Origin of the sequence: Streptomyces sp. NPDC058579 (assembly GCF_042718575.1) — a bacterium.
GTDB lineage: Bacteria > Actinomycetota > Actinomycetes > Streptomycetales > Streptomycetaceae > Streptomyces.
The window spans coordinates 58,291-80,431 of sequence record NZ_JBHXPI010000033.1; the positions used below are offsets into that span (position 1 = coordinate 58,291).

At 72.2% G+C, this 22,141-nt stretch carries 23 protein-coding genes and 3 pseudogenes; 14 read left to right on the top strand and 12 right to left on the bottom strand.

All coding sequences use genetic code 11. The features are described 5' to 3' along the window. The first annotated feature begins 153 nt into the window (after positions 1-153). The 3 genes from ACFWRO_RS28060 to ACFWRO_RS28070 all read left to right on the top strand — a co-directional run bounded on the left by ACFWRO_RS28060 (position 154) and on the right by ACFWRO_RS28070 (position 2,414). Positions 154-930, top strand: a complete 777-nt coding sequence (locus tag ACFWRO_RS28060) for a polysaccharide deacetylase family protein (RefSeq protein WP_384514514.1) — start codon at positions 154-156, stop codon at positions 928-930. 402 nt (positions 931-1,332) lie between these two features. After that, complete coding sequence (locus tag ACFWRO_RS28065) at positions 1,333-2,046, top strand: hypothetical protein (protein ID WP_384514517.1); 714 nt, start codon at positions 1,333-1,335, stop codon at positions 2,044-2,046. Beyond that, positions 2,043-2,414: a peptidase inhibitor family I36 protein gene (locus ACFWRO_RS28070; protein WP_384514520.1), complete on the top strand. Its 372-nt coding sequence runs from the start codon at positions 2,043-2,045 to the stop codon at positions 2,412-2,414. The genes ACFWRO_RS28065 and ACFWRO_RS28070 overlap by 4 nt, the downstream gene beginning before the upstream one ends. An 84-nt stretch (positions 2,415-2,498) precedes the next feature. Here the strand turns inward: ACFWRO_RS28070 and ACFWRO_RS28075 are convergent. The 3 genes and pseudogenes from ACFWRO_RS28075 to ACFWRO_RS28085 form a co-directional block, all read right to left on the bottom strand. Then, positions 2,499-2,802: pseudogene (locus ACFWRO_RS28075) on the bottom strand (hemin transporter); the annotation flags it as partial. 129 nt (positions 2,803-2,931) lie between these two features. Then, a complete protein-coding gene (locus ACFWRO_RS28080) occupies positions 2,932-3,792 on the bottom strand; it encodes a hypothetical protein (RefSeq protein ID WP_384514523.1) in 861 nt (286 codons plus the stop codon). 119 nt (positions 3,793-3,911) lie between these two features. Then, entirely contained in the window at positions 3,912-4,310 is a 399-nt protein-coding gene (locus tag ACFWRO_RS28085; RefSeq protein WP_384514526.1) for an SHOCT domain-containing protein, read from the bottom strand. 115 nt (positions 4,311-4,425) lie between these two features. Here ACFWRO_RS28085 and ACFWRO_RS28090 point away from each other — a divergent pair, with 115 nt between their 5' ends. Then, the gene (locus ACFWRO_RS28090; protein ID WP_384514529.1) at positions 4,426-4,653 is read left to right on the top strand and encodes a hypothetical protein; all 228 of its coding nucleotides are present in this window, start codon (positions 4,426-4,428) and stop codon (positions 4,651-4,653) included. Between the two features lie 240 nt (positions 4,654-4,893). Here ACFWRO_RS28090 and ACFWRO_RS28095 read toward each other — a convergent pair whose 3' ends face one another. From ACFWRO_RS28095 to ACFWRO_RS28105, 3 genes and pseudogenes are all read right to left on the bottom strand, one after another. After that, positions 4,894-5,349: a peroxiredoxin gene (locus tag ACFWRO_RS28095; protein ID WP_384514532.1), complete on the bottom strand. Its 456-nt coding sequence runs from the start codon at positions 5,347-5,349 to the stop codon at positions 4,894-4,896. 74 nt (positions 5,350-5,423) lie between these two features. Next, positions 5,424-6,014 carry a PadR family transcriptional regulator gene (locus tag ACFWRO_RS28100; RefSeq protein WP_384514535.1) on the bottom strand — a complete coding sequence of 197 codons (591 nt, stop codon included), beginning with the start codon at positions 6,012-6,014 and terminating at the stop codon, positions 5,424-5,426. 41 nt (positions 6,015-6,055) lie between these two features. Further along, a pseudogene (locus tag ACFWRO_RS28105) lies at positions 6,056-6,626 on the bottom strand (FAD-dependent oxidoreductase); the annotation flags it as partial. On the opposite strand from ACFWRO_RS28105, the pseudogene ACFWRO_RS28110 reads away from it, so the two are divergent. The 5 genes and pseudogenes from ACFWRO_RS28110 to ACFWRO_RS28130 all read left to right on the top strand — a co-directional run. Then, positions 6,592-6,885: pseudogene (locus ACFWRO_RS28110) on the top strand (hypothetical protein); the annotation flags it as partial. The pseudogenes ACFWRO_RS28105 and ACFWRO_RS28110 overlap by 35 nt on opposite strands. 38 nt (positions 6,886-6,923) lie before the next feature. Further along, positions 6,924-7,097 carry a hypothetical protein gene (locus ACFWRO_RS28115; protein ID WP_384514588.1) on the top strand — a complete coding sequence of 58 codons (174 nt, stop codon included), beginning with the start codon at positions 6,924-6,926 and terminating at the stop codon, positions 7,095-7,097. A gap of 62 nt (positions 7,098-7,159) precedes the next feature. Beyond that, on the top strand, positions 7,160-7,954 hold the full coding sequence (locus tag ACFWRO_RS28120) for an ArsR/SmtB family transcription factor (RefSeq protein WP_384514538.1): 795 nt from the start codon (positions 7,160-7,162) through the stop codon (positions 7,952-7,954). Between the two features lie 183 nt (positions 7,955-8,137). Continuing rightward, positions 8,138-9,478, top strand: a complete 1,341-nt coding sequence (locus ACFWRO_RS28125; RefSeq protein WP_384514541.1) for an Ig-like domain-containing protein — start codon at positions 8,138-8,140, stop codon at positions 9,476-9,478. Positions 9,479-9,544: 66 nt separating this feature from the next. Next, a complete protein-coding gene (locus tag ACFWRO_RS28130) occupies positions 9,545-9,850 on the top strand; it encodes a CU044_2847 family protein (protein WP_384514544.1) in 306 nt (101 codons plus the stop codon). Positions 9,851-9,949: 99 nt separating this feature from the next. Here ACFWRO_RS28130 and ACFWRO_RS28135 read toward each other — a convergent pair whose 3' ends face one another. From ACFWRO_RS28135 to ACFWRO_RS28145, 3 genes are all read right to left on the bottom strand, one after another. Beyond that, positions 9,950-12,466 carry an ATP-dependent Clp protease ATP-binding subunit gene (locus ACFWRO_RS28135; protein ID WP_384514547.1) on the bottom strand — a complete coding sequence of 839 codons (2,517 nt, stop codon included), beginning with the start codon at positions 12,464-12,466 and terminating at the stop codon, positions 9,950-9,952. Between the two features lie 132 nt (positions 12,467-12,598). Beyond that, positions 12,599-14,074 (bottom strand): threonine/serine exporter family protein, encoded by a 1,476-nt coding sequence (locus ACFWRO_RS28140; protein ID WP_384514550.1) that lies wholly within the window; start codon positions 14,072-14,074, stop codon positions 12,599-12,601. 108 nt (positions 14,075-14,182) lie between these two features. Next, positions 14,183-15,835 (bottom strand): poly(3-hydroxybutyrate) depolymerase, encoded by a 1,653-nt coding sequence (locus ACFWRO_RS28145; RefSeq protein WP_384514553.1) that lies wholly within the window; start codon positions 15,833-15,835, stop codon positions 14,183-14,185. Between the two features lie 207 nt (positions 15,836-16,042). On the opposite strand from ACFWRO_RS28145, the gene ACFWRO_RS28150 reads away from it, so the two are divergent. Continuing rightward, entirely contained in the window at positions 16,043-16,561 is a 519-nt protein-coding gene (locus ACFWRO_RS28150) for a tetratricopeptide repeat protein (protein WP_384514585.1), read from the top strand. A gap of 17 nt (positions 16,562-16,578) precedes the next feature. Here ACFWRO_RS28150 and ACFWRO_RS28155 read toward each other — a convergent pair whose 3' ends face one another. Together ACFWRO_RS28155 and ACFWRO_RS28160 are read right to left on the bottom strand one after the other, a co-directional pair. Next, on the bottom strand, positions 16,579-16,896 hold the full coding sequence (locus ACFWRO_RS28155; RefSeq protein ID WP_384514556.1) for a cupin: 318 nt from the start codon (positions 16,894-16,896) through the stop codon (positions 16,579-16,581). Next, a complete protein-coding gene (locus ACFWRO_RS28160; protein WP_384514559.1) occupies positions 16,893-18,185 on the bottom strand; it encodes an MFS transporter in 1,293 nt (430 codons plus the stop codon). Before ACFWRO_RS28160 ends, ACFWRO_RS28155 begins: the two co-directional genes overlap by 4 nt. 93 nt (positions 18,186-18,278) lie before the next feature. Between ACFWRO_RS28160 and ACFWRO_RS28165 the strand changes: the two genes are divergently transcribed. Further along, positions 18,279-19,184, top strand: coding sequence for a LysR family transcriptional regulator (locus ACFWRO_RS28165; RefSeq protein ID WP_384514562.1), 906 nt, complete (start codon positions 18,279-18,281; stop codon positions 19,182-19,184). 9 nt (positions 19,185-19,193) lie between these two features. Here the strand turns inward: ACFWRO_RS28165 and ACFWRO_RS28170 are convergent, their stop codons facing one another. Further along, the gene (locus tag ACFWRO_RS28170) at positions 19,194-20,477 is read right to left on the bottom strand and encodes an amidohydrolase (RefSeq protein ID WP_384514565.1); all 1,284 of its coding nucleotides are present in this window, start codon (positions 20,475-20,477) and stop codon (positions 19,194-19,196) included. A gap of 163 nt (positions 20,478-20,640) precedes the next feature. On the opposite strand from ACFWRO_RS28170, the gene ACFWRO_RS28175 reads away from it, so the two are divergent. From ACFWRO_RS28175 to ACFWRO_RS28185, 3 genes are all read left to right on the top strand, one after another. Then, positions 20,641-20,982: a DUF5713 family protein gene (locus ACFWRO_RS28175; protein ID WP_384514568.1), complete on the top strand. Its 342-nt coding sequence runs from the start codon at positions 20,641-20,643 to the stop codon at positions 20,980-20,982. Between the two features lie 213 nt (positions 20,983-21,195). Then, the gene (locus tag ACFWRO_RS28180; RefSeq protein ID WP_384514571.1) at positions 21,196-21,786 is read left to right on the top strand and encodes an RNA polymerase sigma factor; all 591 of its coding nucleotides are present in this window, start codon (positions 21,196-21,198) and stop codon (positions 21,784-21,786) included. After that, complete coding sequence (locus ACFWRO_RS28185; protein WP_384514574.1) at positions 21,758-22,072, top strand: hypothetical protein; 315 nt, start codon at positions 21,758-21,760, stop codon at positions 22,070-22,072. The genes ACFWRO_RS28180 and ACFWRO_RS28185 overlap by 29 nt, the downstream gene beginning before the upstream one ends. Positions 22,073-22,141 lie beyond the last annotated feature (69 nt).

Here is a 22,141-nt window from a genome sequence, read left to right on the forward strand (position 1 = left end):
GGGCGCCGCCCGGGGCACCTGTATGCCCCCACCCCCCTATGCATGGTGTGTATACACCGTGTGTAGAGTGCTCGAGTGCCACGCGGAGACGCCCCTGACCAGGCGTGCGTGGCGTTCTGATGCCATCGACGGGGAAAGCGGGTCTGCAGCAACATGTTCCGAACCGAATCGGGGAAGCGCCGTGGTCCGGCCGTCGCCCTTCTGGCGGCGGCCTCTCTCGTGCTCGTGCTCAGCGGCTGCGGGGTCGACCCGATCAGCCCTGGCGACGTCAGGGGCAAGGCCGCGGCGTCGGACGACAAGGCGGGCAAAGCCGGGGCGGTCGACTGCGCGAAGGCGAAGTGCATAGCGCTGACCTTCGACGCCGGCCCCGGCAAGGACACCCCGCACCTCCTCGACGTGCTCAAGGAGAAGAAGGTCCCCGCCACGTTCTTCCTGCTCGGCAGCAAGCACGTCGACCGCTACCCCAAGGTCGTCAAGCGCATCTCCGACGAGGGGCACGAGGTCGCCAACCACACCTGGACCCACCGCATCCTCACCGACCTGGAGGCGGACGAGGTGCGCGAGGAGCTCTCCCGCACCCAGGACGCGATAGAGAAGATCACCGGGAAGCGGCCCACCCTGATGCGCCCGCCGCAGGGGCGCACCGACGACACGGTCTCCGAGGTGAGCCGCGACCTCGGTCTCGCGCAGGTGCTGTGGAGCGTCACGGCCAAGGACTACTCCACGACCGATTCGGAGCTCATACGGAAGCGGGTGCTCGACGCCTCGCAGGGTGACGGCATCATCCTGCTCCACGACATCTACGACGGCACCGTTCCCGCGGTGCCCGGCATCATCGACGAACTGAAGAACCGGGGCTTCACCTTCGTGACGGTTCCCCAGCTCCTCGCGCCCGGCAAGGCCGAACCGGGCGCCGTCTACCGTCCGTGACACGCGCGGTACGAACGGTGAAAATGGGGTGAGGTGTCTCACATCGGTCACCTCGGGCACGGCGGAACGCACCGTGAAGGTTTATCGTTCATCAATGTGTGACGGTGAAGGGGCCCGGTCCCCAGGTCCCCCCCTTGAGGTGACCGCTCTTCGTCGTCGCGGCAATCGGCCCCGGTTGGAATCCCCCGTCCAACCGGGGCTTTGTCGTTCCCGGGGTCGGGCCGGGGTCGTTTCTGAAGTCGTGCCCAGGCGCGGGCCGCTCACGGGCGGCGCGCGCTCCGGCGCGTTCGACCCCTTCGAGTGACCTCTCGCATACCCCCTCACCGCCCGGGCAGTGATCGTCACGGGCTGTGACGATCATGTCGGTGGCCCGCTGAGCGGGGACGTCACGAGGGGGCCGCCATGCAGGACACCGCCACGCGCATCCGGCGCGCCGCCGCCGGCGTCCTGGCCGCCGGACTCCTGCTCACGGGATGTGTCACCGCCGTCCCCGGACCGGCCGTCCCATCGACGCCCCAGGCCCAGGACGCACTGCTCAGGACGGTCGAGCGCGCGCTCGTCGACCGCTGCCTCGAAGCCCGCGGACTCACCCTCGCCCGCCGGCCGGACACCTCCGAGGAGGACCGACGCCTCCAGGCGGCCCTGTTCGGCACCGGCCCCCGAGAGCTGTCCCTCACCCTCGCCACCGGTCACACCGTCACCGCCCACACCGACGGCTGTCTCGCCGGCGCCCGGCAGACCCTCTACGGCGACCAGACGCAGTGGTTCCGCGCGCAGGTGACCGTGGACAACCTGCGCTCCGAGGCCCAGAAGCGGATGAAGGACGACCCCGCACACCAGGCCGCCCTCGCCCGCTGGAACCGGTGCGCGACCCCGCCGGGCAAGGCGAGCGCCGCACGCGCCGAACGGCCGGCCCCCGCCGTCGTCGCCCGCTGCGACAAGGAGAGCGGACTCGCCGAGGTGCGGGCGCGGCTGGAACCCGTCGAGCTGGCGAGGGTGCGCGCCCTGCGAGGCGACCAGCTCACCACCTACCAGCAGTTGCGCACCCGCGCGCTGCGGCGGGCAGTCGAACTGTCCGCACCCGTCACCACACAGGAAGGCACCAACGACCTATGAAGCGCATCCTCACCACCGCCGCCGCAGCGCTCCTCGCCCTCACCGGCGGCCTCGCTCTGGCGGCCCCCGTCCAGGCGGCCGACTGCCGGAGCGGCGAGTTCTGCGTCTGGCAGGACTCCAACTTCGGCGGCCAGCGGGCCAACTGGAGCGGCGACGACGGCTGGTGGGAGAGCTGGATCGCCGACACCGACTCCTCCTGGGCCAACCACGGCATCTCCGGCCCGGGCATCAAGGACCACGTCCTCGTCTACGAGAGCGCCAACCAGGGCGGCTCCATGACGATCTGTCTGACCCCCGGCCTGGAGGTCGGGTACGACGGAGCCGCCAACGACCGCGGCGACTCCCACACCTGGGCGATGAACTGCTGACGACTCCGTCCCCACGGCCCCGCACCCGCGCAGGGTGCGGGGCCGCGAGCCTCCGCTTCCGCTCGCCCCGGCCGTGCCGCGTGACGCCGTCACCCCCTCGGGCAGGTCGAGCGTGGTGACGTCCGCACGGCCGGTGCGCCCCTCCGCGGCACCCGGCTGCTCGCACCAGAGGCGCAGTGAGACGTTCGGCAGGGCGTCGACCAGACCGGGCAGCTCCTCGCGGTGCGCGTGGCCGGCGGGGGGAGCGGTCGGCGTGGACGACGGTCACCTGGCGGCGCGAACCGGTGGCGGCGAGGTGGTCGAGCATGGCGGCCAGCATTGGCGTGCTGCCGATTCCCGCCGAGGCGAGGAGGAGCGCCCCGTCACCCTCGGGCAGCACCACGCCTCCTGTGCCTCGCGCAGCCGGCAGCGGCCCGCAGCGGGCAGGGGGTGTCGCCCTCGCAGGCGACGACCTCTCCCCCCGGCCCTCCAGCGTCCGGACCAGCCAGCCCACCTGTCAAATAGGTATTTCGGACACCTATGAAGGGGGCGGGCGTCGCGACGGGCGACGGCGCCAGAGCCACAGGCCGCCCACGACCAGGGGAGTGGTGACGAGCAGGATGAGCAGCAGGGGCCAGCGCGCACCGGAGAGCCGTAGGTCCGTGAAGACGATCAGGAGTACGCCGACGACCGGGATCAGGATCGACACCAGCGCCCGCAGCCCGGCCATCACCATGTCCGGCTGGAGCCGGCCGGCGCGGGGCTCCCGGTGGTCGCGGACGCCGAAGTAGAAGAGGGTCGCCCGGTCCATCAGCACGCTGGTGGCGCGGTGGTACGAGAGCGCCATGTACGGCAGCCACACCAGCGGCGCCACGAATCCGGTCAGGATCACCGCGACCAGGAGCACCCACTGGCCGATCCGGGCCACCCGGCCACGGCCGCCTACCTCGTCGTCCGGTGTGAGGATGCCGAGGAGGCGGGCCATCCGCAGGACCAGGTGCCAGAGAGCGGCCATCCGGCCGGGGCGGGGCCGGTCTCCGTCGGTGGGCTCGGGGCGGGCGCGCAGACCGGCCAAGGCCGTCTCCGGATCCTCGTACACCCCTTGCAGGACCAGCAGTTCGGCGGCGCGCTCGGGGGCGGTGGTGTCCCGGCCGTCGAGACCCGCCAGTTCGAGGATCGTCCGCGCCTGGAGCAGGAGCGCCCCACAGAACGCGAAGGGAATGAACAGCATGAACGGCCCGCCGACGAACGCCCCCTCGGTGGTGACCGCCCGCCGTCCGCGCTCCGTGACCAGGGCACGGAGCTCGGCGGGAGTCGCTTCCGGGCGCCGCTCGCGCAGCCGCTCCAAGCTCCGGCCGGCCGCCGGGCCCATGTGTCGCAGGGCGAAGGCGGCGAGCAACTCGGGGAACCGGCCCGGATCGGCCCGCGCGTCCCGCAGCAGTGAGCGGGAGAGCGCCGGGGCCGGTTCGGTGCGGGCCGGTTCCGCCGGGGCCGGGTCGTCCGGTGCGCCGTTCTCCGTCAGGACAGGACCTTGGCCTTCGCCTTCTCGAACTCCTCGTCCGTGATGGCGCCCTTGTCCTTGAGTTCGGCCAGCCGCGCGAGTTCGTCGGCATGGCCCTTGCCTTCACCACCCGTACCCGCCGTCTTGCGGATGTACGACTGGAAGGCGGCCTCGCTCTCCTTCGCCTGTTTGACGTCCCGCTGGCTCATGCCCTTGCCGCGCGCGATCACATAGATCAACACGCCGATGTAGGGGAGCAGGATGCACAGGATCAGCCAGCCCGCCTTGGCCCAGCCGTGCAGTTCGTGGTCACGGAAGATGTCGGTGATGACCTTGAACAGCAGGAACAGCCACATGATCCAGATGAAGAACCAGAGCATGGTCCAGAACACGTTGAGGAGGGGGTAGTCGTCCATTCCTGCACTCCGTTCCGGCCACGGCCACCGGAGGACCGGCCATACGAGCGAGTGTCGCCCAGCCTCCGCCCGCCCGCATGTCGGGGAGAGCGTCCGGGGCTCCGCGTGCGGGCCGGTGGAACGTCTCGTACTCGCCTTCCCTGGGGAGCGGCTGAAGGTCCCGGCCGTGACCGCCCTCGCCGTTCTGCGCCGGGCGGTCGAGCGCCTCTGGGCCGAACGGGCCGCGGAGGCGATCCGTGAGGCCTGTGGCCGGGTTGCGGAGAGCGTGCGCATCCCGCCCGAGCACGTGGCCGAGGCCGCCGACGCGTACCGCGCCGCGGTCGCCACGGCCGGAAGGAGTTGACCCCGATGTTCCTGCGCCGCCGCCTACGCGGCCGGGCGTAGCCGTGCCCGCTCGGCACAGCGTGAACAGGACCAGGAGGAGGCCATCGCCGACCTTCAGTCACAGCCGGAGGAGTTCGCGGCCGCCAAGGAGAAGCTGCCGGGCACCTGACCGCTCGCGCGCGGGGATGTTGGATATCGGATCATGGATATTGGATCCATGATCCGATATCAAGGATCCGATATCCGATCGCTCCCGGGCTCAGGCGATGCGTGCCTTCAGCGCCGCCAGGGCGCGATCCGCGTGGACGCTCATCCGCAGTTCGCTGCGGACGACCTCCACGACCCGCCGCTCCTCGTCGATGACGAACGTGACCCGCTTCGTCGGCGCGAGCGAGAAGCCGCGCGTGACGCCGAAGCGCTCGCGGATCGTGCCCTCCGGGTCGGAGAGCAGCGGATAGCCGAGCGAGTGGCGGTCGGCGAACTCCTGCTGGCGCGCGACGCTGTCGGAGCTGATGCCGACCGGCTGCGCCCCCGCCGCACGGAACTCGGCGGCCAGGTCACGGAAGTGGCAGGCCTCGGCCGTGCACCCGGCGGTCATGGCCGCCGGGTAGAAGAAGAGGATGACCGGCCCGTCCGCGAGGAGGCCGACGAGCGAACGGGGCGTCCCCGTCTCGTCCGGAAGAGTGAAGTCCTCAACGATGTCACCGACGTTCATCCGGCCCGCCCCTTGTCTCCGACCGGCTCCTCCGGTCAACGACGGGTGACGCTACCGCAGGGTAGGGAATCCCGTCACCGGGTGTGGCGCGGTGCCTCGGCCCGCTCGCGCGCGGCCTGCCGCCGGTCCAGGATCGCGAGGACCTGCTCGCCCCAGCGCAGGTTCTCCTCCTCCAGTGAACGGCCGCGCATCAGCGTCAGATACGGGCCGATCCGCTCCGCCTCGCGCAGGTACGTGGCCTCGTCACGCCCGGCGAGCATCCACTCGCGGAGCCTCTCCCACCGTGCGAGCTTGCCCTGCGCCCAATCCATCCGCTCCTGCACGAAGCCGCGTACGGCCTCGGTGTCGCCCTCGTCGCAGGCCTGCACCTGGACCATCAGCTCGTCGCGGATCGCGCTCGGTCGCGGCGGCTGGGCCGTGTACGCCGTGAGGTCCCGTCGGCCCGCGTCGGTGAGGGAGAACATCCGCTTGTTGGGGCGCCGTTCCTGCTCCACGACGCGGGCGGCGATCAGACCGGCCTCGGAGAGCCGGTCGAGCTCGCGGTAGAGCTGCTGCGGTGTGGCGGCCCAGAAGTTGGCCACGGACACGTCGAAGATCTTGGCCAGGTCGTATCCGGATGCCTCGCCCTCCAGGAGGGCCGCGAGGACAGCGTGCTTCAGGGACATCCGGACACGCTAGCAGCACCGTTGATCAGGTGGTTTCGCACCTAATCAACGACACGCACCCGCGAGGGCGGCGGCTCCGGAAGGCTCGGCGGCGTCCAGTCCGCGTGCCGCAGGATCATCCGGAGCGTCGCGCCCGACGGCGCGAGCCGCATGGCGGCGTTGCGCAGCGCCACGGCTCCCAGCGCCGAGAGCTGCTGCCCCATCCGCCCGGCTTTCCGGGCGGCGACGGTGACGGCCTGGGCGCGGGGCCGCCGCTCGGCGTCGTACGAGCCCAGAGCGAGTCGGCGAACTGCTCCCGGAGCACCCCGAGCGGGTCGGTGTACCGGACCCCGGCGGGGGAGTTGAGGACGGCGTGCCACTCCGCGCGCCCGTCGGCGAAGGCGATGTGCCTGAACTCGGCACCGTGCCCCAGGTGATCTCGAAGTCCGAGGAGAGGTCCAGCGGCCGGTCCGTGAGAGCGCGCAGCACGGTCGAGTCGCTGTAGGCGGGGCCGGGGTGCTCGGGGAAGGGGGAGACCCGGGTACGACTGTTGACGCCGTCGGCGGCCACGACCAGATCGGCGTCCAGCTCGACGTCCGTGGAGCCCGCCGCCCGGACGCGGACCCGCCCCGGTTACGGACGGTCCAGGCCGGTCACCTCCGCGCCGACGGTCAGGCGCACCCGTTCGGCCCTGCTGACCGCGCTCGTCCGCAGGCTCGTCGGCCTCGATCAGGCCGAGCTGGGCGCCGCCGGTGAACGCCTGCCCGAGCCGCGCTCGGCGGCCGAACTCGCCGATGGCGTCCTCGGGCTCGTCACCGGACGGCGCACCCGGGAAGGGCGGCGACGCTCACTCGCTCGCTACGCCTGCGCCGTCGAGAGCGTGCGCGACCCCGAACTCCGCGAAATCCTGGTTCCACGGGAGAACCCGGGGTGCGACGCGGTCCGCCGCTTCCCGCCGCCCAAGGGGTCGAGGACCCCGAGGGGCGCGCGCTCGTGCTCGACCGGGTGGTCTGTGGTGGGAACGTCTCGGCGGAGGAGGTGGAAGGTCTGGTGGTGGCGGCCCTGCGGCCTGCCCAGGGTGCGGGCGCGACGGACGGTCGTTGACATGCAGCCAATCGGCTGCCTATCGTAGAGGCAGCTAAAGGGCTGCATGTTGAGGTGGGGCGATGGATGAGGTGTTCAAGGCACTGGCCGATGCCAGTCGGCGACGGCTGCTCGACAGTCTGAACGCCCACAACGGCCAGACCCTGCGCGAACTCTGCGCGGGGCTGGACATGGCACGGCAGTCCGTCAGCAAGCACCTGGCGCTCCTGGAGGCGGCGGGGCTGGTGGTCACGGTGCGGCGGGGACGGGAGAAGCTGCACTACCTGAACGCCGCTCCGATCCACGCCATCGGGGACCGCTGGATGAGCCGGTACGCCCGCGAGCGCGTCAGCGCGCTCGCCGACCTGAAGTCAGCATTGGAGCAGAACCCGATGGACAGCAACGCGTTCGTCTACACCACCTACATCCGCACCACCCCCGAGGAGCTCTGGCAGGCCCTGACCGACCCCGCCTTCACCAAGCGCTACTGGGGCGTGGCCTTCGAGACGACCTGGACCGCAGGATCGCCGATGGTCTGGGACGAGGGCGGTCGGAGAACGAGCGACCCCGAGCAGGTCGTCCTCGCGGCCGTGCCCGGCCGCCGGCTCTCCTACACCTGGCACACCTTCACGCCCGAGTGGGCCGAAGCGGTCGGCATCGGCGACGACGTCTACGCGAAGCTCGCCACGGAACGCCGCTCGAAGGTGACGTTCGAGATCGAACCGGCCGGGGACACGGTCAAGCTCACCGTCGTGCACGACGACCTGGAGCCCGACGGCACCATGCGCGGCATGATCGGCGAGGGCTGGCCTGCCCTCCTCTCCAGCCTCAAGTCCCTCCTCGAGACCGGCGAGGAGCTGCCGGAACCCCCGCGCTGAGCCGACCGGACCCACGACGAAAGGGCAGGGCGGGCTGGGGCGCGAGGGCGGCGGATTGGTTCATTCGAGTCGTCTCCCGCACCTCTCCCGCGCCACGCCCGGCAACGTGATCATCATTTCTTCACTTGATCCGTTTTGATGCCCGATACCGCCACGGATCCGAAAAGGGGAGAGTGTCGCGTCGTGCCGTCACACAGGAACATCAAGGGCTGGGGCGCACTGTCGCTGGCCATCGGGGCCGTCCTCGTCACGACGGCCGGCCAGTACCCGGCCGTGCGCCTCCCACCAGGCTCCGCCACGGGCTCCGCGCTCGTCACGGTGACCGGCTGCGGGCCGGGCGGCGGCCCGTGCGCCCCGGCCCGCCACACCGTGCTGCTCTCCGGCGCGTCCGCCCTGACGGGCCGGGCGTTCGCGCTCGACCGCCGCGAGGCGTCCGGGCCGGTCGAGATCACGCTCAGGACACCGGGCCGGCTGACCGACGTCACGGTGACCGACCAGCGCGGACGCGGGGTGCCCGGCAGGGCGAGCCAGGACGGCACCCGCTGGACCACGACCGGCGCCCTCCGCGCCGACGCCCGCTACACGGTGCGCCTGACCGTCGAGGAGGCCCGCCCCGGAGGATCCGTACGGAGGGCGGCGCGGCTTGACTTCCGTACCGGCCGGGCACCGGCGGGGGAGCGGCTGACCGCGAGCTTCGGACCGTCGTCCGGGCGGACGTACGGCGTCGGGCAGCCGGTCACCGCCGAACTCAGCCACCCCGTGCCCGAGTCCGCCCTCGAGGCCCGCCGCGCCGTCGAACGCGCGCTCGTCGTACGCTCCGAGCCCGCCGCCGAGGGTGCCTGGCACTGGGTGAGCCCCACCACCCTGCACTACCGGCCGCGCGTCTACTGGCCCGCCCACGCCACCGTCCGGGTCCGCAGCGGACTCGACGCCGTACACGTGGACGACCGGCTCCAGGGCGGCCCGTCGACGCCGATCACCTTCACCACCGGCGACCGCGTCGAGGCCGTCACCGACGTGGCGTCCCTCCGCATGACCGTCCTGCGCAACGGCCGCGTCGTCCGTACCATCCCGGTCACCACCGGCAAGGCCGGCTACCGCACCCGCGGCGGCGTCAAGGTCGTCCTCGGCAAGGAGCCCCTGGTGCGGATGCGCGGCGACTCCATCGGCATCGCGCGCGGAAGCGACGACTTCTTCGACCTCAAGGTCCGCTGGGCGACCCGGGTCACCTGGAGCGGCGAGTACCTGCACGCGGCGCCCTGGTCGACGGACGTGCAGGGCAGCGAGAACGTCAGCCACGGCTGCACCGGCATGAGCACCGAGGACGCCGCCTGGCTCTTCCGTACCGTCCGCGAGGGCGACCTCGTCGAGGTCGTCAACGGCTACGGCGAACCGATGACGCCCTTCGACAACGGCTACGGCGACTGGAACCTGACCTGGCCGGACTGGCAGCGCGGCAGCGCGCTCGCGGCGGGCCCTGGCCACACCCGCCACGCCTCGGGAAGCCTGCTGCCCGCCCTCTGACCCCTCCTCGGTGATACTGGCGCTCTGCTGGAGCACAGCGAACCAGCCACTCCGGAGGGATCCGTGATGCAGGACATCACCAGGGTCGAGCTCGACGACGCCGTTCTCTACGTCGAGGCGGAGCGACTCGGCCCCGAATCGGACCTCGAAGGCCTGGGCGACCGCGTCCCGGACCTCTCCGGGGTCACGCACGCCCTGTCCTCGTTCGCCGGCCAGATCGGCCAGGCCCTGCACCAGGCGGCGCCCGACCGGGCGACGGTGGAGTTCGGCTGCGAACTGGGCCTCGACGCGGGCGGCCTGACCGCCCTCATCGTCAAGGGCAGCAGCCACGCGAACCTCCGCGTCACACTCGAATGGACCAAGTCCTCCTAGCCGCACCGGTCGCGCCCGGACATGGCCGCAGGGCCTGAAGCGGGGGACAACACCCTTCAGACCCCGCGGCGTTCCGGGGCGGGCCGAGGTGGCCCGCGGTCAGGCCGAGGCGGACTGGGGGGACTTCACCCGGCACACCAGGGCATCGTTCTGGACGTCCGCCACGATCGTGTCGCCGGGATCGGCCTCGCCGCCGAGCAGCAGGTCCGCGATCCGGTTGTCCAGCTCCGCCTGGATCGTCCGGCGCAGCGGCCGGGCGCCGAACTCCGGCTGGTGACCGTGGGCGACCAGCAGCTTCTTCGCCGCCTCCGTCACCTCCAGCTCCAGACCCTGGGCACGGACCCGGCGCTCGCTCTGCCGCAGCAGCAGATCGAGGATGTCGCCGAGATGGTCCTCGCCGAGACCGTGGAAGATGATCGTCTCGTCGATGCGGTTGAGGAACTCCGGACTGAAGTAGCCGCGTAGATCCTGCTTCAGGTCGTCGCGGATCTCCGTGACGTCACCGTGGTGGGCCAGGATCCGCTGCGCGCCGATGTTCGACGTCATGATGACCACACAGTGCCGGAAGTCGACCGTCCGGCCCTGGGCGTCCGTCAGCCGGCCGTCGTCCAGGACCTGGAGCAGCGTGTTGAAGACGTCCGGGTGCGCCTTCTCCACCTCGTCGAAGAGCAGCACGCTGTACGGCTGACGGCGCACCTTCTCGGTGAGCTGGCCCGCCTCCTCGTGACCGACGTATCCGGGCGGGGCGCCGACGAGCCGGGAGACCGTGTGTTTCTCCTGGAACTCGCCCATGTCGAACCGGATCATCCGGCCCTCCTCGCCGAACAGCAGCTCCGCCAGCGCCTTCGCCAGCTCGGTCTTGCCGACACCCGTCGGACCGAGGAAGAGGAAGGAGCCCACGGGACGGTTCGGGTCGCCCATGCCGGCCCGGTTGCGGCGCACCGCCTGCGCGATGGCCGTGACGGCCTCGTCCTGGCCCACCACCCGGCTGTGCAGGGCGTCCTCCAGCTTGAGGAGCTTCTCCTTCTCGCTCTGCGTCATCTGCGCGACGGGGATGCCGGTACGGCGCGACAGCACCTCCGCGATGTCGTCGACCGTCACCTCCATCACGCCCTCGCGGCGCTCCATGAGCCCGGCCAGCTCGCCCTCGAGGCGGGCGATGTCCTTCTTGTACTCGTTCGCCTTCTCGAAGTCCTCGGCGGCGACCGCCTCGTCCTTCTCGCGGTGCAGCTTCGCCAGCCGGTCCTCGCGGTCGACCACCTCGGTCGACTTGCCCAGCGAACGCAACCGCACCCGGGCGCCGGTCTGGTCCATCAGGTCGATGGCCTTGTCGGGCAGGAAGCGGTCGGAGACGTACCGGTCGGAGAGCTCGGCGGCCGCCACCAGCGCGGCGTCGCTGTAGCGGACCTGGTGGTGGGCCTCGTAGGAGTCCCGCAGCCCCTCCAGGATCTGGATGGTCTCCGGCACCGAGGGCTCGGGGATCAGCACGGGCTGGAAGCGCCGTTCCAGGGCTGCGTCCTTCTCCACGTACCGCCGGTACTCGTCGATGGTGGTCGCGCCGACCACGTGCAGCTCACCGCGAGCGAGGGCGGGCTTGAGCATGTTGCCGGCGTCCATCGCGCCCTCGCCCGTCGCTCCCGCGCCGACCACGGTGTGCAGCTCGTCGATGAAGAGCACGGTCGACTCCGCGTCGGCCTTGACCTCGTCGATGACGTTCTTCAGCCGTTCCTCGAACTGGCCTCGGTACTGGGCGCCGGCGACGAGTCCGGACAGGTCCAGGGCGATGACCCGCTTGCCCTCCAGAGTCTTGGGGACCTCGTCCGCCACGATCCGCTGGGCGAGCCCCTCGACGATCGCGGTCTTTCCCACGCCCGGCTCGCCGATGAGCACCGGGTTGTTCTTCGCGCGGCGGGAGAGGATCTCGACGGTCTGCTCGATCTCCTCGGCCCGTCCCACCACCGGGTCGAGCTTCCCGGCCCGCGCCTCCTCGGTCAGGTCACGGCCGAACTCGTCGAGCGTGGGCGTCTTGCTCTCCGGCTTCGCCGTCGGCGTACCGTCCGTCCGGGCCGCCCGCGCCGCCCGTGTCGCACGGTCGGCCGTGGACCGCAGACCGCCGACATCGGTCCCGTACGCCGTGAGCAGCTTCGCCGCCGCCGAGTTCGGGTCGTCGAGGAGGGCCCCGAGGACGTGCTCGGGACCGATGTACGAGACCCCCGACTCCTGGGAGCGCTCGTACGCGCGCAGCAGGACGCGCTTGGCCGCAGGGGTGAGCCCCGGCTCCGCCGAGGGGACGCCGCTCTCACCGGGCAGCACCTCGGCGATCGACGCGCCCAACTGATCGGGGTCGGCGCCGGACTGGGCGAGCAGGGAACGGGCCGGGTCGATCTGGGTGCACGCCCACAGCAGATGCTCGGTGTCCAGGTCGGCACTGCCGTCCTCGGCCGCGCGGACGGTGGCCCGGCCGATCAGGTCCCGCGCCGAGTCCGTCAGAAGCCGACCGATCGGCACACGCTGGACGGCCGGGGGAGAGGCGGCGGGCGACATCCCGAAGAAACGGTTGAGCAACTCGTTGAACGGGTCCGACCCACCGAGGGAGCCGAAGGGAGACATGGTCATGTGATGCCGTCCAGATGCGTCGACGTCCCGGGCAGTGCTCCCCTCACTGGAGCAGAATCCGGCGGCCCCCACCCGGCGAGGCCCGGCTACGGAGCGTGGCCCCGAAGGGCCCAGCCGCGTCGGCGTGCGGCTTCAGCGCGGCTCGCCCGCCGGGACGTCCCCGCCCTCCGGCCCGCCGATCGGGTGAGCGACACCGCCCAGGGCCTTCCCGCCGCGGACTCCCGGGCTCTGCCCGCCATCGGCACTCGGCCCGGTACTCACGCCGCTCGGCGCGGGCTCGCCGACCAGGAGGCGCGGCCGGCGCTGGAGACCCGCGCCGACGAGGATGCCGAGCGCGATGGCCGCGACGGTGATCACGGTCTCCACGAGGTTGGCGAGCCCCGCCGTGCCGCGCTCCACGATGAGCTCCGAGACGCTCGTGAGACCGACCGCTCCCGGCACGAGCAGCCAGAAGCAGGGCAGGAACACCACCTGGTCCGGGGTGCGCGAGCGGCGCTCGATCCAGCCGGCCATCGGCGGAAGCAGCATCCCCGCGGCGAACGCCCCGAACGTCGACCCGGCAAGGTCCGTCGCCGCCGACTGCACGAAGCGCTCGAGGAGCAGAGCGCCGAGGAGCCAGCCGGTGACCCGGGGCGGCGCGGAGTGGTACAGCAGGAACCCGAAACCGAGGAGCAGCACCCCGACCCAGGGCGCCCACGCGCCGAGCGCCTCCGACTGCGGGCCGCCGGGCGGCCGGGGCCGCACCAGTTCGGTGCCGACCAGGATGCCGAGCGCGAGGAGCAGCAGGACGTTGACGGCGCCCGCGAGCCGGGCGATGCCCGACAGGGCGGCGCCGGTGGCGAGTTCGATCGCGCCGAGTGTCAGCGCCGCGCCCGGCAGGAACGCGATCAGAGGCGGGACGTAGAGCACGGTCGGCACCTCGTGCAGCAGCGGTCCCGCCCAGCGCAGCGAGACCGCCGTGACCAGGACCGCCGCGACGACCGGCAGCGCGGTGCGCGCGGCAGGCAGCCGGTCCCCGAAGAGCCGCAGCAGACCGACCCCGGCGCCGAGCACCGCGTACCCGACGACGGCCGCCACGGTGGCGTGCCGGATCACCCCGAGCCCCACGGTGAGCAGGACGTAGCCGAGCACGGTGGCGGCCGGGCTGAACCGTTCCGGCTGTTCCCGCTCCGCGCGCAGGGCCCGCCGTACGTCCTCGAAGGGCATCGCCTCCCCGCGCATCCGGTCCACCAGGGAGTGCAGGGTCTGCACCTGGTCCAGGCGCAGGTCGGGCCCCTCGACCGGGGCGAAGTCCAGCTCCCCGCCCCGCCCGTCGGGCCCGCCGCCGACCCGGACGAAGAGCCCGGTCGGGACGACGAAGCAGCGGGCCCTCATGCCGTACCGGGCGGAGATGTCGCGCAGCACGCGCTCCACCTCCGCCGTCCGCTCGCCGGCCCGCAGCAGCTCGGACCCCAGCTCGCACAGGAGCGCGGCGAGCTCCCGCAGCCGCTCCCGCTCGACGTCACCCGCCTCGGGCAGCGTGACCGTGGACGCGCGCCGCCTCCGCCAGGGGAGCAGAGCCGCCGCCCTGCGGACGAGCGCGCGCACGTCGAGGCGCGGTGCCCTCATCGGGCCTCGCCCCAGCCGCCGATTCGTCCCATTCGCGCAACGTAACAGCGGGACCGGAGCCGCGCCCCGAGCGGCACGCGCGCGTGGCCGCCGACGGAGGCCCCGCCGCTAGCGGTACTCCACCGTCAGCGTCACCGGGGTGTCCTTGTTCACGAAGAGGTACGCGGTCGAGGCCGGGGCCGCCTCGAAACCCAGCCGCACCTGCGTCGTCCCACCGCGGTTGAGCGCCGCCAGGGCGGCCGCCGACAGATCCGTGGAGGTCGCCGAGCCGGAGGAGAAGGCGCCGATCGTCGCCCCGCCCGCCACCGTCGCCGCCGCCGACCAGTCCGAGGGCTCGACCGCGCACCCGCCGAAGCACCCCGTCGTCACGTCGACCAGCAGCCGGTTGCCCGCAGGGGACGCCCAGGGATCGCCGGAGCCGCTGCTGCGCGCCACCGTCAGGTACGCGCGCGTGACCTCCTTGCCCGCCGGGATTCCGGACGTGTCGAAGGAGAGCAGCGTCCGGTTCACCTTGGCGTCCGTGCCCCGGCCGAGGGCAAGCCCATAGATGTCCTCCAGCGGGCCCACCGCCGCACCCGTACCGTCGGCCGCGGCCTTCACGTAGCCGTCCTGCGCGTCCACGCTCGACAGCGTCACCCGGTCGGCCGGGGGCGGGGGAGTGGAGCCGCGCAGCGCCCGCACCATCCCCATGATCGCCTCGATCTGCTTGCCGCCGTGCCGGGCGTACGCCGGGTCGCCGAGATAACCCCACCAGTTCCAGCAGCCGTTGGGGTTCTCCAGCGTGCCCGTCGCCGCCGCCTGCGGGTACAGCACGATCATGTCGTTGGTGTCGGCGTACTCGTTGAGGTACGCCCGGTCGACGAACTGGGTCCCGAAGCCCTGGTAGCCGTACCCCTGCTTGCAGCCGTGCAGCGCCACCATCAGCGAACAGGTCGCGCCCTCGGAGCACGACTTCGGTACGTAGACGAAGCCCTCGGCGCCCAGCGACAGCGCCGCCGCGCCGCCCGGGGCGTAGACGTTCTGGTCGAAGCGGGTCAGCGTGCCGCCGGGCGTGGCGCTCGGCGCGGCGACGGAGCCCCGCAGATGGCCGAGGAGGTCCCGCTCCGCGTCGAAGCCGCAGTTGTTGATGAACGGAGTCTGCGTGACCGTGCAGGAGTTGGGGCCGAGCGGGCTGATCCAGGCATGGCCGGCCGCCGTGGAGCGGTCGTACCGGACCTGGGCGCCGAACCGCCCGTAGTAGTCCGCCAGCGCGTCCGCCACCGGCCGCTTCACCGTCGAGTCGCCCGAGCCGCTGAAGACGTACACCGGATCGCCGGAGAGGTTCGCGACCGGGTCGACGAGCCCCTGCGACGACCAGGTCCGGGTCGTCTGCTCCAACTGCGCGAGCTGAAGGTCCTGCACGGTGTTCATGCAGGCGTTGAGGGCGGTGGAGAGCGTGTTCTGGGCGCAGTTGTACGGCCCCGACGCGAACACCGCCGAACCGCTGAACGTACCCGAGTACGCGACGTGGAGCTGCGTGGCCATGTAGCCGCCCGACGAGATGCCGGCGCTGTAGACCGCGTCGATGGCGTACGGCTTGAGCTGCCCGGGGACGGGCACCACGGCGGCGGGGGCTGCGGCCGGGGCTGCGACCGCGGCGGACGCGGCGGCCGCCGCCGGTGTCGTGGTCGGGAAGAGGGTCACGGCGGCGAACAGCAGCAGGGCCGTCAGTCTGCGGGGCCCACGTGGGCCGCGTGGGCGGAGGGGACGGGGTGGACGCATGGGATCTCCCGGCGGCTCGGGCCAGCCCAAGGTCGTCTCCCGTGGGCATGGCGGGTGGTTGCCGGGAGAGTAGGGGCGGTCCGTGCGGGCGCCCTATGGGCCCGGCAGCCACAACCGGCCGCCTGGAGTATGGCGTTCCGTCACCTGGCAGCCGCCGCCCGGCACTCCACGGCGACCTGCGAGGATGCGTCCATGGACACCACCGCGATGAGCGACGACGAGCGGGACCGCCTGCTGGCGGCGGCGGTCGGACTGCGCGAGCAGGGCCGTCAGGAGGAGGCCAGGGACCGGCTGGTGGAACTCGCGGCGCGGTTGCCCGACGACGCCGAGGTGGCCTACCAGACCGCCTGGGCGCACGACGTGCTCGGCCTGGAGGCCGACGCGGTCCCCCACTACCAGCGGGCCCTGAAGGCGACCGGCCCCGCCGGCCCCACCGGCCTCTCCGAGGCGGACCGCAGGGGCGCGCTCCTCGGCCTCGGCAGCACCTTCCGCACCCTAGGCCGGTACGAGGAGGCCGTCGCCACCCTGCGCGGCGCGGTCGCGGAGTTCCCCGACGACGGCGCTCTGCGCACCTTCCTGGCGATGGCTCTGTACAACACGGGCGACCACCACGAGTCGGCACGGTTGCTCCTGCGGCTGCTCGCGGCGACCAGCGAGGACCCGTCGGTACAGCGGTACCGACGGGCCATCGAGCACTACGCCGAGGACCTCGACGCGACGGAGTGAGCGGGAGGGGCGCCGGCTCAGTCGTTGACGGCGGTCAGCAGGACGACCGCGTCCTCCAGGGCGGCGAGGCCGTGCCGCTCCTTGGGGATCATCTTCAGCTCACCCGCCGACAACTCGTCCGACCACCCCGCGGTCGTCAGCTTCACCCGTCCCCGCAGCACCATCAGGCTCGCCGCGGGGGGCGCGTTGTGCTCGTCGAGCGCGGTTCCGGCCAGTAGGGCGATCACGCTCTGCCGGAGCACCCCGTCGTGCATCACCACCTGGGCGCTCCGGCCGTGCGGGGCGCTGCGTGCGGCGGCCAGATGCTCGTCGGCGAGGGCTGCGAGATCCTTCATCGTCTCTCCCTGCGGGGTACGCGGGTGTGATTCCCAGCCTCGCGCCTGTCCGGCGCGCCGCAACTCGGAGCGGCCGTCCGTCGCGCGGCCGTCACCACCAGCGCGGCCAGGGCTGTGAACCCCGCTGAGGCCAGGACCGTCGCCGTCCAGCCGTACGCCCCGTACAGCCACGCCGCCGTGAGCGAGCCGAGCGCCCCGCCAGCGAAGGTGAACAGCATGAAGACCGTGTTGATGCGGGCCGCGATCCGGGCATCCAGTTCGAAGATCCGCGCCTGGTTCGCCACCTGGGCCACGCTCGTCCCCAGGACCAGCAGATTGGCCCCCACCACCAGCGCCACCAGGTCGTACGCACCGAGGCCGACGACGGCGAACGAGACGGCCAGGCAGAGCAGCGCACCGGCGCGGACCGGCCCCGTCCCGTAGCGATCGGCGAGCCGTCCCGCGTACGCCGACAGCAGCGCCCCGGGCAGGCTCAGCACCCCGAAGAGACCCGCCACGCCCGGCCCGAGGGCGAGGCCGGAGGAGGCCAGATGGAAGGCGAGGGTCGCCCAGAAGACGCTGAACGCGGCGAAGACCGCGGCCCCGGTCAGCGCCGACTCGCGTACCTCCCGGTGCTCGGCGAAGAGCCGCGGAAGGCTCGCAAGCAGCCTTCGGTACGGCAGCCGGTCCCCGCCGGTCGTGCCGAGGCGCTCCGGCAGGGCGCGCGGGACGAACCACAGCAGGGCCGCCGTCGCGGCGGCGGCCAGCAGATAGGCCGTACGCCAGCTCCCGCCGGCGTCGGAGGCCACGCCGGAGACGGTACGGGAGAGGGTCGAGCCCAAGGTGAGGCCGAGCCCTACGAGCCCGATGACCCGGCCACGCCGGCCGGGCCCCGCGAGCGCCGCCGCCACGGGGGTGAGGATCTGCGGCAGGACCGTCGTGGTGGAGAGCGCCAGGGTCGCGAGCGCGAGGGTGAGGACGTTGGGCGCCGCCGCGGCGACGAGCAGCCCGCCGCTGGTCAGGGCGAGCAGCACGGTGGTGAGCCTGCGGAGCCGGGCGGTGTCCGCGAGCGGTACGAGGAACAGGATGCCGATCGCGTACCCGAGCTGGGCGGCGGAGGCGACGAGTCCCGCCGTGTGCGTCGAGACCCGCAGTCCCCTGGCGATCGCGTCGAGCAGCGGCTGCGGGAAGTAGAGGTTGGCCACGGTGACGGCGCCCGCGACCGCGATGACGAGGACGTCGGTGCGGGTGAGGCGGCGGGGCTCGGGCCGTGGGGCCTTCGGCGGCCGGCGGCCGGTCAGCAGATCCATGCCCCTCACCCTCCTGCCCGCCGGACCGCTCCATCAAGGTGCGACAATTCAACCGGCGTTTAGCAGGGCTCAACGATGAGGGGGAGGTGCGCGGTGCTCGAACGGTACGAACTGGAGGCGTTCCTGACGCTCGCCGAAGAGCTCCACTTCGGCCGCACGGCCGAGCGGCTCGGCGTCTCCACCGGCCGGATCAGCCAGACCGTCAAGAAGCTGGAACGCAGGGTCGGGACACCGCTGTTCGAGCGCACCAGCCGCCGTGTCCTGCTGACCCCGGTGGGCCGCCGGCTCTACGACGAACTCCGCCCCGCCCATCTACAGATCCTGGCCGCCCTCGAACGGGCCACGGCTGCCGGACGGGGCGTACGGGGCACCCTCCGCGTGGGCTTCGGCACCCCCTGGGACGGCGAACTGCTCAGCGCCGCCGCCGACAAGCTCCTCGCCCGCAACCCCGGCTGCGAGATCACCGTGCGCGAGGTACCGCTCGACGGTGGCTTCCAGTCCCTCCTCGACGGCGCGCTCGACGTCCAGTTGACGGTGTTCCCCGTCCGCGAACCCGGACTCACGGCCGGACCTGTCCTCGCCGAGGAACCCCGAGTCCTGCTCGTACCCGCCGGCCACGCTCTCGCCCGCCGGGACTCCGTCGGCGTCGAGGACCTCGCCGGTGTCCCCATGGTCACCACGGCGGGCGCCCACCCCGGCCACTGGCTGGACGCCCACTACCCCCGGCGCACCCCCTCCGGCGCCGCCATCCCGCGCGGGCCCGTCGCCTCCACCTGGCAGGAGGTCCTCTCCCACGTGAGCGCCGGGCGTGGCGTCTCGCCGGGCGCGGCACGCGGAGCCGCGTACCACCCGCGCCCCGGCATCGCCTACGTACCGCTGCGGGACGCCCCGCCCCTCGCGTACGGACTCGTCTGGCCGACGGCCGCCGAGAACGCGCTGGTCCGCGCCTTCGCCGCCCAGGTCGCGACGGTCGCCGCGGCACGGGGCCGGGAGCCCTAGGGACTGCCCCTAGACGGTCGCGCTGCCCGTCAGATGGTCGTACGCCATGTGCGCGTGCAGCCGGACGCCGGTGACGAGGGTGTCGTCGTCCGCGTAGAAGTGCGGATTGTGGTTGGTGACCAGGCCTCGGCCTCCCGGTACGGGGACCGGGTGGCCGTCCGCGTCCAGCGCGGCGTCCTGGACGCCCAGCATCACGTACAGGCCGCCGAAGCGGGCGATGAACTCGGACACGTCGTCGTACCCCAGCGTCGCCCCCGTCTCCACCGTCCGCTCCTCGCCGACCACCCGCCGGATCGTCGGGAGGCCCGCCGCGACCCACTCGGCGCTGTTGTGCACGGGCGGGACCGGCTGGAGGTATTCGACCGTGGCCGAGGCGTTGTACGCGCTCGCAGAGTGCTCCGCGAGCGTGGTCAGCCGACCCTTGACCTCCGCCATGTCCGACTCGACCGCGCAGCGGACGGTGCCCCACAGGGTGACGGTCTGGCCGACGATGTTGAAGCGTCCGACGTCCTCGATGTGGCCGATGGAGACCGTGATCGGGTCGAACGCGGAGACCTGACGGTACAGCTGCCCGATGCCGGTCAGGATCGCTCCGACGGCCGGCATGGGGTCGACGCCCTGCCACGGCGTGGAGCCGTGCGTCTGCTTGCCGCTGACGACGATCCGTACCAGCGTGGAGGCGCCGTACTGATTGCCCACGCGGTAGCCCACGTACCCCTTGGGGTACGGCGTGACATGCATCCCGAACGTCATCGTCGGCACCGGATCCGCGCACGCGCCCTCGTCGAGCATCGCCCGCGCCCCGCCCCGCTCGGTGACCGGAGGCCCCTCCTCCGCGGGCTGGAAGACGAACAGCACGGTCCCCGGCAGCCGTTCGCGCACCCCCGCCAGCACGGTCGCCGCGCCCATGAGCATGGCGGCGTGGCAGTCGTGGCCGCAGGCATGCGAGACGGGGAACGGGTCACCGGGGTAGTCGGCGTCCACGACCCGCGAGGCGAAGTCCTCGCCGCACAGGTCCTCGACGGGCAGCGCGTCGGTGTCCGCCCGCAGCGCCATCACGCGCCCGCCCGGTACTCCGCCGCGCAGCACACCCACCACACCGTGCCCGGCGATCCCGGTACGGACCTCGTCCAGGCCCAGGGACCGGAGGTGATCCGCGATCAGACGGGCGGTCCCGGACTCGCGGTTGGACAGCTCGGGGTGTCGGTGCAGATGCCGCCGCCAGGCGACGACCTGAGGGGCCGTCTTGTCGGCGAGCCGGTCCAGCTCCCGGTGGATCGGATCGGTGCTCAAGGGCCACCCCTCGTCGTCGTCGGACCGTCCCTTCCAGGGTGACACGCCCCCGGGCCGGTGCGGCGGCTCGTCCGGCGGTCGGTCCGGCGGTCGGTCCGAGGAGCGTTGTCAGTGGCGTGCTGCACGATGGACACGTCCGGTGATCACCAGGGGAAGGGCCAACATGCAGATCACGAACGAGCAGGTGACGGGGTACGCGTTTCTCAAGGCGCTGTACGAGGACGGGTACTACCCGGACCACGTGGTCGACAAGGGGCGGGCGATCCTGCTGCGGCTCTGCGGGCGGATCGAGGCGGAGCGTCCGGCCGACCTGACCGCGCTGTACGCGCTCACGGAGGTGGCCACCGAGGAGTTCAACGCGCTGGAGGCGGACTTCGACGAGGCCGGGAGCGAGATCGAGACCGTCGCCCGGGAGGAGATCGCGGAGAACTTCTGGTTCGTCGCCAATGCGTACGGCTTCGCCGACGCCGACGTGGAGGAGCTGATAGCCGCCCGCGAGTGGTGACGGTCCCTCACCCGTCCGACGGTTGAACAGGTGTGTCGACTTTTCAGGGTGCGGACCGAATCCTTTCGGCGGTGCCTTGCCTCCTATACACGTGCCGACGAACGTCGGGACCTGACGAGGAGGTCTTCATGATCACAGGTATCGCCATCGCCGTCGGAGCCGTGCTGCTCTGTACGTGCAGTTACTTCGCCGTCCGCAAGTGGAAGCAAGCCCGTGGCTGACCCGACCTGGCCCGCTGAACAGTTGATCGTCGCCGCTCAACGCGGCGACGTCGACTCGATCACCGCGTTGGTCTCGGGTGCGCACCCGAACGTGCAACGGTTCGCCCGCTCGCTCTGCGCCACTCCCGAGGACGCCGAGGACGCGGCGCAGGAAGCCCTGATCATCCTCTATCGCAAGATCGGGATGCTTCGGGCGTCCGGTGCGCTGGCGTCGTGGATGTTCCGGATCGTCCGCAACGAATGCCTCCGGCGGGCGCGGACGATGCGGGTACCCACACCTCTGCCGGACGTCGCCGTGCGCTCGGCCGAGGACGTGGTGCTGCAGCGCTTGGAGGCGGGCAGGGTGGCGGCCGCCATCGCCGGGCTCCCGGCAGACCAGCGCCACGTGCTGATCATGCGGGACATCCAGGGCCACAGCGGGCGCATGACCGCGGACGCGCTCGGCCTCAGCACCGCCGCGATGAAGTCGCGACTGCACCGCGCCCGCACCGCGGTCCAGCGCTCCCTCCGTGCCACAGCCGAACCGACACTCGAACCCACGCCTGGAGGCATCCATGAAGACGACTCGTGCCGGCGGGCCTGATTTCGCGAGTGCGTCCCTGCCCCGCCACCTGGTCCGGGGTGTACTCGGCTTCGGCGGTCTCGTCGGCGCCTTCGCGCTCCTCCCGGCCGTCGGCCCGATCAGCCTGCTGCTGCTGCCGGTCGGCGTACTGGCCCTGCGCGGCTGCCCGATGTGCTGGACCATCGGCCTGATCCAGACCGTCTCGCGGGGCCGCCTGCGGCGCTCCTGCGAGGACGGGCTGTGCAGCCTGACCCTCGCGGATCGGGACCATGAGGAGCGTCGCTCGCCCGAATCGATATCGCTGTAGGCGTCGGCCGTGGCTCGGAGGTGCCTCGGCCGACGCGGTCCGCCCGCCGCGGCGGACCGGTCCACAGGC

Coding starts and splice junctions, on each gene's coding strand:
- ACFWRO_RS28160 (WP_384514559.1), bottom strand. CDS start 18,185: ATGGATCTGCTGACCGGCCGCCGGCCGCCGAAGGCCCCACGGCCCGAG.
- ACFWRO_RS28145 (WP_384514553.1), bottom strand. CDS start 15,835: ATGCGTCCACCCCGTCCCCTCCGCCCACGCGGCCCACGTGGGCCCCGC.
- ACFWRO_RS28100 (WP_384514535.1), bottom strand. CDS start 6,014: ATGTCCCTGAAGCACGCTGTCCTCGCGGCCCTCCTGGAGGGCGAGGCA.
- ACFWRO_RS28070 (WP_384514520.1), top strand. CDS start 2,043: ATGAAGCGCATCCTCACCACCGCCGCCGCAGCGCTCCTCGCCCTCACC.
- ACFWRO_RS28155 (WP_384514556.1), bottom strand. CDS start 16,896: ATGAAGGATCTCGCAGCCCTCGCCGACGAGCATCTGGCCGCCGCACGC.
- ACFWRO_RS28120 (WP_384514538.1), top strand. CDS start 7,160: ATGGATGAGGTGTTCAAGGCACTGGCCGATGCCAGTCGGCGACGGCTG.
- ACFWRO_RS28060 (WP_384514514.1), top strand. CDS start 154: ATGTTCCGAACCGAATCGGGGAAGCGCCGTGGTCCGGCCGTCGCCCTT.
- ACFWRO_RS28185 (WP_384514574.1), top strand. CDS start 21,758: ATGAAGACGACTCGTGCCGGCGGGCCTGATTTCGCGAGTGCGTCCCTG.
- ACFWRO_RS28085 (WP_384514526.1), bottom strand. CDS start 4,310: ATGGACGACTACCCCCTCCTCAACGTGTTCTGGACCATGCTCTGGTTC.
- ACFWRO_RS28175 (WP_384514568.1), top strand. CDS start 20,641: ATGCAGATCACGAACGAGCAGGTGACGGGGTACGCGTTTCTCAAGGCG.
- ACFWRO_RS28135 (WP_384514547.1), bottom strand. CDS start 12,466: ATGACCATGTCTCCCTTCGGCTCCCTCGGTGGGTCGGACCCGTTCAAC.
- ACFWRO_RS28065 (WP_384514517.1), top strand. CDS start 1,333: ATGCAGGACACCGCCACGCGCATCCGGCGCGCCGCCGCCGGCGTCCTG.
- ACFWRO_RS28150 (WP_384514585.1), top strand. CDS start 16,043: ATGAGCGACGACGAGCGGGACCGCCTGCTGGCGGCGGCGGTCGGACTG.
- ACFWRO_RS28130 (WP_384514544.1), top strand. CDS start 9,545: ATGCAGGACATCACCAGGGTCGAGCTCGACGACGCCGTTCTCTACGTC.
- ACFWRO_RS28140 (WP_384514550.1), bottom strand. CDS start 14,074: ATGAGGGCACCGCGCCTCGACGTGCGCGCGCTCGTCCGCAGGGCGGCG.
- ACFWRO_RS28095 (WP_384514532.1), bottom strand. CDS start 5,349: ATGAACGTCGGTGACATCGTTGAGGACTTCACTCTTCCGGACGAGACG.